This is a genomic window from Ferrimicrobium sp., from assembly GCA_022690815.1.
Lineage (GTDB): Bacteria > Actinomycetota > Acidimicrobiia > Acidimicrobiales > Acidimicrobiaceae > Ferrimicrobium.
This window is the reverse complement of the sequence record JALCZJ010000011.1, coordinates 14,456-28,716: the sequence shown is the minus strand read 5'-3', so window position 1 is coordinate 28,716 and position 14,261 is coordinate 14,456. Positions and strand designations below refer to the sequence as shown.

At 58.4% G+C, this 14,261-nt stretch carries 11 protein-coding genes; 9 read left to right on the top strand and 2 right to left on the bottom strand.

The window, feature by feature from the left end; all coding sequences use genetic code 11:
* Positions 1-5: 5 nt before the first annotated feature.
* The 9 genes from mrdA to MP439_04915 all read left to right on the top strand — a co-directional run bounded on the left by mrdA (position 6) and on the right by MP439_04915 (position 11,043).
* Positions 6-2,054: a penicillin-binding protein 2 gene (gene mrdA / locus MP439_04955; protein MCI2975410.1), complete on the top strand. Its 2,049-nt coding sequence runs from the start codon at positions 6-8 to the stop codon at positions 2,052-2,054.
* A gap of 285 nt (positions 2,055-2,339) precedes the next feature.
* Complete coding sequence (locus MP439_04950; protein ID MCI2975409.1) at positions 2,340-3,911, top strand: Rne/Rng family ribonuclease; 1,572 nt, start codon at positions 2,340-2,342, stop codon at positions 3,909-3,911.
* A gap of 58 nt (positions 3,912-3,969) precedes the next feature.
* Positions 3,970-4,242 carry a 50S ribosomal protein L21 gene (gene rplU / locus MP439_04945; GenBank protein MCI2975408.1) on the top strand — a complete coding sequence of 91 codons (273 nt, stop codon included), beginning with the start codon at positions 3,970-3,972 and terminating at the stop codon, positions 4,240-4,242.
* A 283-nt stretch (positions 4,243-4,525) separates the two neighbouring features.
* Positions 4,526-4,798, top strand: coding sequence for a 50S ribosomal protein L27 (gene rpmA / locus MP439_04940; protein ID MCI2975407.1), 273 nt, complete (start codon positions 4,526-4,528; stop codon positions 4,796-4,798).
* A 400-nt stretch (positions 4,799-5,198) separates the two neighbouring features.
* Positions 5,199-6,479 (top strand): GTPase ObgE, encoded by a 1,281-nt coding sequence (obgE, locus tag MP439_04935; protein MCI2975406.1) that lies wholly within the window; start codon positions 5,199-5,201, stop codon positions 6,477-6,479.
* Positions 6,479-7,570, top strand: a complete 1,092-nt coding sequence (gene proB, locus MP439_04930; protein ID MCI2975405.1) for a glutamate 5-kinase — start codon at positions 6,479-6,481, stop codon at positions 7,568-7,570. The genes obgE and proB overlap by 1 nt, the downstream gene beginning before the upstream one ends.
* A gap of 4 nt (positions 7,571-7,574) precedes the next feature.
* Entirely contained in the window at positions 7,575-8,846 is a 1,272-nt protein-coding gene (locus MP439_04925; protein MCI2975404.1) for a glutamate-5-semialdehyde dehydrogenase, read from the top strand.
* A 12-nt stretch (positions 8,847-8,858) separates the two neighbouring features.
* Positions 8,859-9,704, top strand: coding sequence for a MoxR family ATPase (locus MP439_04920; protein MCI2975403.1), 846 nt, complete (start codon positions 8,859-8,861; stop codon positions 9,702-9,704).
* A 1-nt stretch (position 9,705) separates the two neighbouring features.
* Entirely contained in the window at positions 9,706-11,043 is a 1,338-nt protein-coding gene (locus MP439_04915) for a VWA domain-containing protein (protein ID MCI2975402.1), read from the top strand.
* On the opposite strand, the gene MP439_04910 is transcribed toward MP439_04915, so the two are convergent.
* Entirely contained in the window at positions 11,040-12,656 is a 1,617-nt protein-coding gene (locus MP439_04910) for a hypothetical protein (GenBank protein ID MCI2975401.1), read from the bottom strand. The genes MP439_04915 and MP439_04910 overlap by 4 nt on opposite strands.
* 363 nt (positions 12,657-13,019) lie before the next feature.
* On the bottom strand, positions 13,020-13,865 hold the full coding sequence (locus MP439_04905) for a fumarylacetoacetate hydrolase family protein (GenBank protein ID MCI2975400.1): 846 nt from the start codon (positions 13,863-13,865) through the stop codon (positions 13,020-13,022).
* Positions 13,866-14,261 lie beyond the last annotated feature (396 nt).

Genomic DNA, 14,261 nt, shown 5'->3' with positions numbered 1-14,261 from the left:
GATTGTTGGGCTTAACAGGACTGGCTCTTCTCGGGGGTCTGGTAGCGCGACTCTATGCGCTACAGGTGCTTGAAGCTCCGACCTTCCAACAGGCAGCAGCCCAGAACTCGACTCGAACGGTATCGGTGCCGGCACCTCGCGGTTTGATCCTCTCGAGGGAAGAGAATGTGCTCGCCGGCAACAAAGTGGTCGACGTCTTGGGCCTGTCTGCGTATGAGGCGTCGCTGCATCCAAAGGTTGAAGGTCGTGTTGCGCGACTCTTGGGGATACCGACATCGCAGGTGGCTGCCGACTTGCGCAACTCTGAATACTCGGCCTACGTGCCGACGCCGATAGGATCAAACATCTCACAGGAGACCGCCCTGTACGTTGCTGAGCATGCAAGCCAGTTTCCAGGGGTTACCACAACATTTGAAACCCAGCGGACCTATCCCTATGGCTCGACTGCCGCTCATATACTGGGCTATGTTGGTGCAATCAACCCTCAACAACTTGCCAAACTCGCATCCAAAGGCTATGCACCGGGTGATCAGATTGGTCTCTCCGGCGTTGAGGCAAGTTATCAGAACTACCTCCATGGCACTCCAGGGTTGGAGAAGCTGATCGTTAATTCCTACGGACAGGAGGTGGGGGTTGCATCCAGGACCCGTGCAAAGCCAGGGGGAAACGTGCAGCTCACGATCTCGTTGCCGCTCCAACAATATGTGGACAAATTGCTAGCCCAGCGGGTCAATCATTTCCAAGGAACTTATAACAGCTATTTTGGTCGCTACTCCAACGATGTGACTGGGGCGGCGGTTGTGGAGAACGTGAACGATGGATCGGTGCTCGCCATGGCCTCGTATCCGACCTATCAACCAAGTCAGTGGGTTGGTGGTATCTCCACTGCCAACTATGCGAAGCTAACGGCTCCGAACTCACGAGATCCCCTCTTGAATCGGGCTATTTCGGGGGTCTATACCCCGGGCTCGACCTTTAAGCTGGCGACCTCGTCGGCAGCCTTGCAGGATGGCTTGTTGACTCCGACCACCATCATCGACGACACTGGCCATTTCGTGATTCCCAACTGTACCGGATCATTTTGTAGCCTCCACAATTCGGGCGGGGAGACCTTGGGGCCGATCGATATCAGCACGGCTATCAGCGCTTCCGACGATGTGTTCTTCTACACCTTGGGGTATCGCTTCTACACGCAGCAATCCAAGTTTGGCCCCACTCCGATCCAGAATATGGCTGCAAAGTATGGTTGGGGATCACCGACCGGTATCGCGCTGCCGGGGGAGGCTGCTGGCATGGTGGACTCGCCGGCGTTGCGCAAGAAGTTGCATGCCTTGTATCCGCAGGCATACCCATACGACACCTGGTACGTTGCTGACCAGTTGGAGATGTCCTTTGGTCAGGGACTCACTGAGATCACGCCGCTGCAGATGGCGAATGCCTACGCGACCTTTGCCAACGGTGGAACTCGATATGTACCGAGAATAGCCGAGGGGATTGTGAATGACAATGGAGAGCTGATCAAGCGGTTTGCTCCTAAGGTCGCCACGCATGTGCCGTTGCGCCCGTCGGTTCGTGCGGCCATCCTCGCAGGGTTCGAAGGTGTGATCTCGAATCCACTGGGAACCGCACACGGCATTTTTCTGGGATGGCCAGAGAGCACCTATACGCTTGCCGGTAAGACGGGTACGGCTTCGGTTCACGGTGAGGTGCCCAACGCTTGGTTCGTAGCCTTTGGTCCTGAGCCGCATCCCAAATATGTGGTCGTGGTGGTCATTAAAGAGGGTGGTTTCGGCGACAGCGGAGCTGCCCCGGTCGTGCGGCAGATCTTTCAGTACCTGAAAGACCATCCCGTTGGGGCTCCGACCTATGGTCTCAAGCATCTGGCGGCCGGATCAACGGTGGCACTCAATGCGCCGAGTACCAAGCGGTCTTCGGGTGCCAAGGATTCAGCGGCGAGCAAGAAGAGTGGAACCAGTACCACAAGCACGTCGACTGAAACTTCAGGGTCAGCGACCACACCGCCAACCAAGTCCGGTGTGAGCTCTGGGGGTTGACGTGTTGGCCACCGATCGAGGTCATGCGGTGGACCTCGGGCGTGGCGAGCGAGGCTCCTGGCTTGCCTACTACACTGTCGAGTGAGATGTTGCAGTGCCTGCCTACCCGATTGACGAACAGTGATGCGCTGTTGATCGTCGACGGATGTGGCTTCACCGAGTTGGTGTGCTGTAACGTGCGTTCTACTCCGCGCGATCAACGCCAGTTGCAACGAGGAGCATCGGCTTTGCCTCGACGCCAATTGCACCGCGAGACTCGCGCGAATAATTTTGAAAGGTTTTTACATGGGAGATATCAATCCGGCTGCGTCCGGATCCGACGGGGTAGCGAGCGAACCTAAGCCTGCTACCAGCCAACGATCTACAAATCGGCGTTCGAATACCCGGTCTCGGCAGGCCGCGACGGCACCGGGAGAGGGGGCGGCAACCAAGCCTCGTCGTTCACAGTCCAGGAGACGTCCAGCCAAGCCGCAGCCGGCACCGGTGGAGATGGAGATTCAGGGTCAGGTCGCAGAGACGCTCGACGCAGGAGCCAAGATCAAGCGCCGCTTTGCCCAGCGTGCCCCGCGCGAACGCCACGGGCGTCCGGTGGGCCGGTACCAGATGGTGGTGCATGTCGCCGGCGATGTGACGCAGGTGGCCATCCTGGAGGGGCGAACGCTGATCCAGCACTTTGTCTCACGGGCATCGGATTCGCAGTCCAACATCAGCGGCAATATCTACCTTGGGCGGGTTGCAAACGTGCTCCCTGGCATGGAGGCGGCGTTTGTCGACATCGGCACCAACAAGAACGCGGTTCTCTATCGTGGCGATGTCCGCTACGATCGGGAGGATCTTGAGTCTTTCGACCGCAGTGTTCGCATCGAGCAGCTCCTGAGGCCCAAGCAGGTGGTGATCTGCCAGGTGGTCAAGAATCCGATCGCCCAAAAGGGTGCTCGCCTCACCCAGGAGGTTTCGCTGCCAGGTCGCTTCGCAGTGCTGTTGCCTGGTGGGGGTAGCTTTGGGATCTCAAAGCGACTGCCCGACGATGAGCGGCGCCGACTGCGCCGTATCCTCGACGATGTGGCCCCGGAGGGGTTTGGCGTGATTCTGCGGACGGCGGCTGAGGGCTCCACCAAAGAGGAGCTCAAACGCGATATCGATAGCCTGATGGAGTCGTGGAAGAAGATCGAGGAGATGGGCAAGTCAGCCCACGCGCCAGCGTTACTCTACCGTGAACCACCATCAGCGGTGCGCGTGATCCGGGAGGAGTTCAACCGGGAGTTCCGTGGCATCACCATTGACGATCGTGCTCTCTACGATGAGATCGCGGGTTACGTCGCGGCGATCTCCCCCGAGCTGGCTGATCGTGTCGAGTATTTCGATGCTAGTGCCGAGAAACTGGCTATTTTCGACCATTTTCACGTTCGCGAGCAGTTGCAGAAGGTCCTCGAACACAAGGTCTGGCTACCCTCTGGAGGTTCGATCGTGATCGACCGCACGGAGGCACTTACCGTGATCGACGTGAACACCTCAAGGAACGTCGGCACGGTGTCGCTGGAGGAGACGATTCACAAAAACAACCTCGAGGCGGTCGAGGAGATTGCGCGTCAACTGCGTCTACGTGATATCGGTGGGATCATCGTCATCGATTTTGTGGACATGATCGAGGCCCAGAATCGTGAAGACGTCATGCGAGCGTTTCGAGCGGCGCTGACTCGGGACAAGACCAAGACTCACGTGTACGAGATGTCCCAACTCGGCCTCGTGCAGATGACTCGGCATCGGATTGCAGAGGGGCTCGTCGAGGCGTTGTCCGAAATTTGCCCGACCTGTGGTGGTAGTGGGTATTGTATCGACCCGATGATCGCCCAATAAGTCCTATACTGGTCCCGATATGTATGCAGTTGTTGATGTAGGCTCGAAGCAAGCCAAGGTGTTTGAGGGTAGGACGGTTCTCGTTGAGCGCCTTGATGCGCAAAGCGGTGATGAGGTCACCCTTCGTCCTGTTCTCTTTGTCGACGATGATCGGGTGCTTTCGCGCTCGGATGAGCTTTCACGTGTTGTCGTGCGAGGCGAAATCGTTGAAGAAGTTAAAGGCGTGAAGGTGATCGGTTTCCGGTATAAGTCCAAGGCGAACGAGCGGAAGCATTTTGGTCATCGCCAAAAGTACACCCGCGTGATGATCACGTCGATCGTCGCTGAGTAGCCATGGTGATGGACGCCCATTGAGGTTGAGCGTCATCGTCGCAACTGCTCGATCGGCCCTGACCTAACGACAGGTGGTCAGCCGGTTACTTGCTGTGAGCGAATCATTGTAAGCAGATCCTTGGGCATAGGTAGGTTCGAGCGGCTCAGCGATATCGCTGGGGGAATCAGCATCGGGAGCGAGATCGACATCGCTAGGAATGCGTGTGGCGAGGCGAGCGTGAGCCAAGCCCGCGGTTCGCGCAGGTGCTATTCTCTGTAGTGTTTTAGGAAGTGAGGAACGTATGTCAAAGACTAAGGGTGGCGGTTCGACGAAGAACGGTCGCGATTCTAACGCGCAGCGCCTGGGTGTAAAGGTATACGGCGGCCAGACGGTCCAAGCCGGTTCCATCCTGGTGCGCCAACGTGGCACGAAGTTTTATCCAGGCACCAACGTGGGACGCGGCAGTGACGATACCCTCTTCGCTAAGGACTTCGGGCAGGTCGTCTATGGAGTGCATCGAGGACGCAAGGTGGTGTCGGTGGTGCCTCGTGAGGATGACTCACCCGCAAACTGATTTGTGTGGTCACGCTTGGGGCCTGTCGGTCGCGAGCGTTGTCCTAGCTAGGGGTGTCTCCCGAGATTATCCCAGCTACGATACTCTCTCGAGGCCAACGGTCGGTCATTGACGAGGATAACTCCGCACTGGGCGACGTGGGCGTAAAGCTCGTGACCGCCCTCGGGGTTGATCACAACCTTAAGGTAGGCGGCGGAGCGTGTCTGACGCCAGTCGGGGACGCTAAGGACGGTTGATGGCGCAGCAGACGGCATTGCACTGACAGGGCGTGGTCGCCGCTGTTGGTGGTGATCGGCCAGTCCGGAAGGCGTAGCTTGGAACGCCAAGCCAGAGAAAGACCAGTAAATTGAGAAGGTGGGGTCTTTGACTCCGCCTTTTTTCTGTTTGTGACGAGGTAACGATGGCTGAGTTTGTAGATGCTGCCCAAATCCATGTGAAGGCTGGTAACGGAGGAGCGGGGGCAGTCTCTTTTCGGCGAGAAGCTCACGTGGATCGTGGGGGGCCCGACGGTGGCGACGGTGGCAAGGGTGGCGATGTGATTCTGACGGTCGACCCGCAATTTGCCTCGCTGATCGTATTCCGAGACCAACCCTTTCGACGCGGTGGCGACGGTGCTCATGGCCAGGGTAAGAAGATGCATGGCGCTGGTGGACGTGATCAAGTCGTTGGGGTACCGCTGGGGACGGTGGTACGGGATTTCGATGGAACGTTGGTCGCTGACCTCGCGGAGCCAGGTGCCTCGGTCGTGGTGGCTCGTGGAGGGCGGGGAGGGGCGGGGAACGCTCGCTTTTTGTCGAATCGACGGCGTGCTCCAGGCTTTGCCGAGCAGGGCGAGGTCGGGGAGGAGTACTGGTTTAATCTAGAGCTCAAACTCAAAGCCGACATCTGTCTGATCGGCGAGCCCAATGTCGGCAAATCTTCCCTTATCGCTAATATCTCCCGTGCTCGTCCAAAGATCGCCGATTATGCCTTCACAACGTTAGTGCCGAATCTTGGGGTCGTGCGTCCAACCGATGCGACGGAGTACATCGTCGCTGACATCCCGGGGTTGATCGCGGGTGCAAGCGAGGGGCGCGGGCTGGGACATGCGTTCTTGCGACACGTTGAGCGAGCCGTCGCTTTGGCACTCGTGGTGCCCGCTGATCTGGATGAAGCCCAGATGGCGGAGCAGGTCGCACAGCTTCTTCATGAGTTGACCAACTACCAGGAGTCGCTGGGTGATCGGCCAAGGGTATTGGTTGGCACCAGACTTGATCTTGTTGAAGATGAGGATGAGGCAAGAGCGCGGATGTCACGCGTTGGTGAGCACTTCGCCGTACCGCTGGTTGGCGTCGTTTCCAACGTCGATCGTCGTCACATGGCGTCGGTCATTTACGGTTTCGCCAGGATCGTGGACTCGGCTCGAGCCGCGCAGCCAAGGGCCGTCGAGCGAACGATCTATCGCCCTCGCCCAAATTTTGAGGTTCAGGTGGAACGCACGGGGGATTCCAGTTTTGTAGTGCAAGGACGTGATGCTCTCCACGCCGTTGGGTTGAGCGACCTTGGTCAGGCCGATGCTCTGGCGATTGTTCATACCCGACTCGAGCGGATGGGCGTGTTTCGCATGCTACGGCGTCTGGGATGTCGAGAGGGCGATTTGGTCACAGTCGGTAGCTTTGAGTTCACCTTCGAGGAGGACTGATGCCAATTGGCCGGTTGGTGGTGAAGGTCGGCACGACCTCGCTGACCACCGATTCCGGTGAGTTCCGTACTGATGTCGCCACCGCGTTGGTGCGAGGCATCGACTCGGTGCGCCGTAGTGGGGTAGAGGTCGTCTTGGTGGTCTCGGGGGCGATCGCCCTCGGTGTGCGTCGCCTCGAGATCCCTCGGCCGAGCGAGGCTTCGATGCTCCAGGCGCTGAGCGCCCTTGGACAGATCGAACTGCTTGGCCAGTTGTCCACTCTCTTTGGAGCCCACGACATCCGGATCGGTCAGATACTCCTTGCACCGCAGGACTTCGGTGATCGACGGCAATATTTGCATGCTCGATCAACGCTGAATGCGTTGCTCAGCTTCAACGTCGTTCCGGTGATCAACGAAAATGACGCAATAGCCAATGAGGAGATTCGCTTTGGCGATAACGATCGACTTGCTGCATTGGTTGCACATCTGGTCCATGCCGATCTCTTATTGTTGTTGACCGATCTACCCGGCGTCTACGATGCCGATCCACGCCTTGTTCGGGGTGCGCGTCTCGTGGAACGGCTCGAGGTTGACCAAATTGGAACCGTCCAAGCCGAGGGGTCGATTTCAGGCCGTGGGAGCGGTGGCATGTCCTCGAAGCTGGCCGCTGCCAGCATCGCTGCGCGTTCGGGAGTCACCTGTCTGATCGCATCTGCCGAGACGGAGGCGGTGATCGAGGACGCGGTCATGGGACGTCCATATCCTTCGACGTTGATTCCTGCACTCGGTGTGCGTGAGTCAGCACGACGTCTTTGGATCGCTTATGCCACCGATCCCGAGGGCAGGCTGGTGATCGACGAGGGGGCCCAGCGCGCCTTGCGTTCTGGCACAGCTTCGCTGCTGGCGGTCGGTGTTCGAGAGGTCGAGGGTCGGTTCATGTCTGGTGCGAGCGTGGAGATCGTAACGGCCAACGGGGAGATCTTCGCTCGTGGTCTGAGCCGACTCGATTCTACGGCGATTCTCGGCACTCACTCGATTGTGGTACATCGTGATGATCTGGCCCTCCTGACACCCGTCGTCGCCGACGATGCTTCGGGGCCTCTACGCTGATGAGATGGTCACTCCCCAGGTTGTAGTGGATGAGGGCATCGTCGAGGCCTTAAGGGTGCTTGCTGAGCGCGCACGCCAAGCCCAACGGACGCTGGCGACGAGCACCGGAGCCATGCGACAACGACTCTTGGAGGCGATGGCTGTCGGTATCGAGGCGAATCGTGACGCGATCCTGGCCGCCAACCAGCAAGATCTTGCCGAGGCTAACGCGCTCACCAGTGCCCAGCGTGATCGCCTTACACTGGACGAGTCGCGTCTTGGGGCGATGGCAGCCTCGATTCGATCGGTAGCACACCAACCCGACGTCGTTGGTGCGGTCGTCGATGGTTGGGTGTTGGACAACGGGTTGCGCGTGCGTCGTGTTCGGGTCCCGTTAGGGGTTGTCGGGGTGATCTATGAGAATCGTCCGAATGTCACCTCTGATGCGGCTGCGCTCGCGCTCTATGCCGGTAACGCCATTGTCTTGCGAGGATCTTCGCTCGCAGTGCACTCCAATCGAGCTATCGTCGACGCGCTTCGAGGGGCGATTGGCGAGGTTGGCATGCCCCAGGATCTGGTGGCTATGGTGAGCCAGACGACTCGGGAGAGCGCCATCGCCTTCATGCAGCTCGGCTCCGCTATGGACGTACTGATCCCAAGAGGAGGGCCGGAGCTGATCAACACGGTTCGCACCTATGCCAGTGTTCCCACCATCATCGATGGCGACGGTAACTGCCATGTCTATGTCGATGAGAGCGCTGATCTTGCGATGGCGGTGGCAATTATCGAGAACGCAAAGCTACAACGCCCAGGTGTTTGCAATGCGATGGAGACGTTGCTCATCCATCGCGCGGTCGCCAGGGCCCTCTTACCCCGTTTGGATGTTGCCCTCGCCAACGTTGAACTTCGAGGGGATGAGCAAACGCGAGCGCTTTGTCCGCGAGCCCACGTGGCCACTGAGGACGATTATGCTCGCGAATTCTTAGATCTTATTTTGGCGGTCAGGGTGGTTGACGACCTAGATCAGGCGATCGATCACATCAGACACTTTAGCTCGGGCCACTCTGAGGCTATCATCACCAATAGTTTTGCTCATGCACAGCGCTTTGAGCGAGAGGTCGATGCCGCCAGCGTACTGGTGAATGCCTCCACACGTTTCGTTGATGGAGGTCAACTCGGGATGGGCGCCGAGATCGGCATCAGTACCCAGAAGCTCCATGCCCGTGGTCCGATGGGAGCTGCGCAGCTTACCACCACGAAGATCCTCATCGAAGGAGAGGGCCAGACTCGTCACTAACCTGGAGTGGTGTTGTTCCTACAAAATCAAGACGAGGTCGACCAGGCGCTTAGTCGGGTTGGCTACCTTCCCAGTACCGAGATCACCACCACTGTTTTTCTGGCAACCAAGCTTGAGAAGCCAATTCTGGTGGAGGGACCCGCTGGAACTGGCAAGACCGAGCTAGCGAAGGCACTCGCGAGGGCTTTTGCGTTGGAGATGGTGAGGCTTCAGTGCTACGAAGGTCTTGATGAGTCGCGCGCTCTCTACGAGTGGGACTATCGCAAGCAACTGCTGGCCCTCCAGGGCAGCGCAGATCAAGAGGTCTCATCGATTTTTTCAGCCGACTACTTATTGGAGCGACCGTTGCTCGCGGCCCTTCGGGGTGGTGGCGAAAAGATTCTTCTCATCGACGAGGTGGATCGGCTGGAGGTCGAGACCGAAGCGCTGTTGCTAGAGGTGCTGGCGGAGTTCCAAGTTACCATTCCAGAGTTGGGGACGGTGCAGGCAACGTCTAAGCCGGTGGTCATCTTGACCTCCAATGGCATGCGAGAACTCTCAGAGGCCCTCAAGCGACGGGCACTTTACCTGTACTTGGACTACCCCAGCCAAGAGCGCGAACGCGCCATCGTGAGCGCGGCGCTCCCCGAGATCGATGACGAGTTGGCGGCTCGTCTTGTCGAGGTAGTCGCCCGGCTGCGCTCGATGGATCTGAAGAAGATCCCTTCGATTGCAGAGACGCTCGATTGGGCCCGATCGTTGCTGGCCCTTTCGGTGTCCTCGCTTAATGATGACGTTGTTGCCTCCACGCTACCGATCTTGTTGAAGAACCGTTCGGACATCGAGCGGGCCCTCAAGGAACTGCTTCCTCGGGTTTGAGATGCTGCTAGCGACGCTGCTTGATTTCGTGACCGCCCTACGGGCGGCTGGCGTGAGCGTGAGCCCGTCGTCGGTGATTGATGCCGCAGCGGCCTTGTCGGTCATCGACCTGCTCGATCGCGTGAGCGTGCGTGCGGCGCTTGCGGTTACCCTTATCAAGGACCCGTCGTCGCTAACGATCTTTTATCGTCTCTTCGATGTGTTCTTCGTTGCAGGCGCTCATCAGGATCCATCGGTCGAAGAGGATGAGCTCTTCGATGCGATCCGGGATGCACTCCTGAACGAACGGTGGGATCGACTCAGTGAACTGGTAGGTCAAGCGGTCGATCGATTTGGCGGGGTGTCACCAGAGCGCCCGGTGTCTGGGGTGTACTACGCCTATCGCACGAGTCGTGCGTTGGACTTGGATCGACTGCGCTTTGAATTGCTCGCAGGGCTCGCAACCCAGGCCGAGGGCGAACCGGCGTCGGCCTTCGACGATCCTGACTACCAGGTGAACCGACGCCTTGGCGAACTCGCTGCCACCATCGACCGTGAGGTGCTCGCTCGCATTGTCGAGGCCCGTGGAGCGACCGAGGTCGCAAGGACCCTTGGGCTGCATCTGGCGGAGGACGCAGAGATTATGCATGCCTCACGCGAAGAGCTGCGCGAACTGCGCCGCATCATCACGCCGTTGGCTGTTAAACTGACGGCCAAGCTAGAGCGGCGACATCGCTCCAAGAACGCCGGCCGACTGGATTTTCGGGCGACGATTCGCCACTCGCTTTCGACCGGTGGCGTACCCCTTTCGCCCATCACCCGTGAGGATCGTCCGATGCGGCCAGAGGTCGTCCTGCTTGCCGACGTCTCCGGGTCGGTTGCCTCCTTTGCTCGATTCACGATGCAGCTGTTGTATGCTCTCGCACACGAACTGCGAAAGCTGCGCAGTTTCGCCTTCATTGACGAGATCGATGAGGTGACCGAGCTCCTTGGTGACAACCAAGATATCGAGGCTGCACTCCGCAGTGTTGCTCAGTCGGCCAAAGTGGTGGGGCTCGTCGGGCATTCGGACTACGGAGCCACCTTTCGTCATTTCGATGAGCGCTATGGGAGTTCGATCTCGGCCACGACGACCTTGATCATCTGTGGCGATGCACGGTCTAATTACCATGATCCTGAGCAGCAGCATTTTCGCAGTTTTGCTGAGCGGGCCAGGGCTACTTACTGGTTGAATCCAGAGCCTCGTGGGTATTGGGATACCGGTGACTCGGCGTTAGCCAGTTACGCACCCTGGTGTCGCGCCGTGGTCGAATGCCGAACACTTCGCCAGCTCGAACACTTCGTCGAACAGGTCCTTTAGCAGCTCTGATCGGTATCGATGGCTCCACCAAACTGGTCGGTCACGCCATATTGGACGTAGTGAATGGCTCCGCCGCCAAAGGGTAGGTAGCTAACCCCAGCCGCTCCCTGGCAAACTGCGGTTGGATTCGCACCCGGATCAGGTATCCAGAGTGCAGTGTTGGTGGGCAGTGCTGCGCCGTTAGGGGCTCCAGCGGTGACCTGTGACCATTGGTAGTTGGTCGAGTAGATCCCAACGCTGGAGGCACCGAGCGATTCCAGCGCGGCGATGGAGCCGAGGATGGCATCGTAGTTGCCGGCACCATCGCCTGTCCAACTTCCAGAGGTCTCGACATCAAGCCACCAGGTGTTGTGCACGATGTTTGGAAGGTTGGCTGCGTCGGCATTTACCGTCGCCGTATCAAATCCAAAGATGGCCTGTTGCCATCCGAAGTTGAAGTTGGGCCCCGGTTGCGCACACGAGTGGCCCGCGTTGACGTAGAGTTGACAGCCTTGTGTAACGTCTGGTGCCGTCGCAAAGGCACCGGCGTTTGCAGGTTCGTCATATTGACAGGTAGTTGAGTCCCATCCTGGCAACGAGGTTCCCGTTGTGGTAAGTCCTACATCTTGGGGATCGGTAGCACAACCGCTCGGTACATAGTCGGTGACCGTTGGGTTTGCGTTGGAGGAGCTGGGGCTATCGCCGAGAAAGAGATAGGGTTGGGTGGCGTTGCCAGCGATTTCCAGCGCAGCCATGAGACCTTGAGAGATGCCGTTATTCGCCGTCCCGCATGCAGCACTTGTCGCAGGTTCATAGTCGAAGCTAAACGGATAGCCGTTGGTCTCAACGAACATCAATCCCTGTGGGGAGTTGGGCAGATCCTGACAGTTGTAGTTGGAGACGTCGTAGCCGTGTACCTGGGGGACCATGACCATTGCGACAATGGGTGCCGGTATCCTTTGACCCCCCAGTGAGTTGAGAAATGGGGCCGACCCAAAGTTAAAGACCCCGCCATCGGCAGCTACCATCCAGTACCCGTGACCACCCGGGGTTGAGGTGATGCCAACGACCGGCTTGTTCAGCGGATGGGCACCAGTGAGTCCGGTCAATCCGTCGCTGTAGGTCGAACCATAAAATCCAGCGTTGCCAAAGTCAAAGACGCCGCCATCGGCGGCTACCATCCAGTAGCCCTTGCCATTGGGCGTGGCAGCCATCCCCACGATCGGGGCGTTGAGTGGGTGAGCGCCACTGAGCCCGGTGATGCCATAGGTATAGGTCGAACCATAAAATCCAGCGTTGCCAAAGTCAAAGACGCCGCCATCCTTTCCGACCATCCAGTACCCCTGCCCGCCCGGCGTCGCAGCCATCCCCACGATCGGGGCGGCCAGCGGGTGAGCCCCTCCGAGTCCTGTCAAACCGTCGGTATAGGTCGAGCCGTAGGTGTCAGTTCCAAAACCATAGACCGAACCATCGGCGCCCGCAAGGAGATATCCCGCGTTGGCACTTGCGAGATGCGATGCGGGGAGAGACCGCTGGGTAATGTGAGCATACGACGGGACCACGATGAAGGCCAGTGCGAGAATGATGCTGATGGCAAGAGAGCGCAGGCTCACAATGCGGTCGTGTCTGAACATGGTACCCCCAGGCAGCAATAAAACGACGGTGATTATGTTACCCTCTATCGTCCATCCACACTCTTGTATTAAGGTATTACCTCCAACAAATGTTCAATAAAATATGTCGGAAGCAATAAACGCTGTTCAAGAGGTGGCAGAGTCAGCCGACACTAAGCATGGGAGGTGGTGTATGGGACCGTTGCAACCACAGAATGTTCGGCGACTGTTGGACCGTCGTATGGATGTCTTGATGGCGGGAGATCGACATCTGCTTGGGAGGCTCTTAAGTGTCTCGGGAGGCAAGCATCCGACGATGTGGCTGACCGAGGTGGATGGAGAGCTCAGCGATGTGGTGCTCGCACTTGACGCGGTGCTCGACTGTCAGCTCATCGGGGAGCCAGGCCCAACGATGCGGTTTGCCAGAGCGCCGATCCCTTCGACGCTGGACTCCATCAACTCTCCGGGCTGAAGAAATCGTTGAGGATTGCGGCCGGCACCCACGCCCGAGGGTGTCCCCATGCTGAGAAGATCGCCTGGCTCGAGCGTGAGTATTTGCGAGACGTAGGCGATTGTCTCAGCGATCGAGAAAATCATCTGTGAGCTGCGACCCTGCTGCATGATCTCTCCATCCACGCTTAGGGTCATGGCTAAATCGTTGGCGTCGTCGACCTCGTCACGAGTTACCATGTGCGGACCCACGGGTGTCGTTGCCTCGAAGATCTTGCCCTGAAGGAACTGGCTGGTTCGGTTCTGGTAATCGCGGAACGAGACGTCGTTGACCACGGTGTAACCGGCGACATGGTCGAGTGCTTGTGCCTCAGAGACGTTGCGTGCGGCTTTGCCGATGACCACTCCGATCTCGACCTCCCAGTCCATTGCGTTGGAGATCGAGGGTTTGATGATCGGTGCAAAGGGGTCGGTCAGGGTGAGGGGGTATTTGGCAAACAGCGTTGGGAAGGGGGGGCGATCATGGCGCATCTCAGCCACGTGGTCGGTAAAGTTAAGCCCAAGGCAGATGATCTTGTTCGGGGTTTTGGTGGTCGCGAGGAGGGTGGCGTCCGCTGTCTCGATGCTTTCAAACTCGGTGATGTCGGCGAGCGCCATCACGTCGCCGTCGAAGGCGCGGAGTGCTTCGGAGAGATCACCAAATGGTGTTACTCGATAGTGGCTGTGAAAGTCGATGGCCGCTCGTGGCTCGCCGTTGAAATCGATGGTCGCAAATCGCATGCTCGCTCCTTATCGTTGGTGGTTAGCTACCGTTTTGGTATTGGTCGTCAGGCGGTCTTGATCACTGGGTTGTTCTGGTCACTGGGGCCGTGATCGAGGGGGAATCGATCGTGAAACCCCGAGGAGGAATGGCACATCCCTACCAAGAGGCAACGATGCTGTTGCTGACTAATAATGCTGTTGTAAACTAGGCGATCGCCAGCGATGCCGCCGCCTCGATGGCACTGTCTCTGATGGTTGCTCATGTGCTGTTTGATCTTCTTAAACCCAGTCTATCTGTCACAACCCCGTGGAGGGTGTCGCCGCACCGGCTAGCCTATCGGGGTAGTCCAAGGCGACCAGTAAACGTGGGTGACCAAAGCAAACTAATGACGGGAGCGTATGGTGGCTGACCAG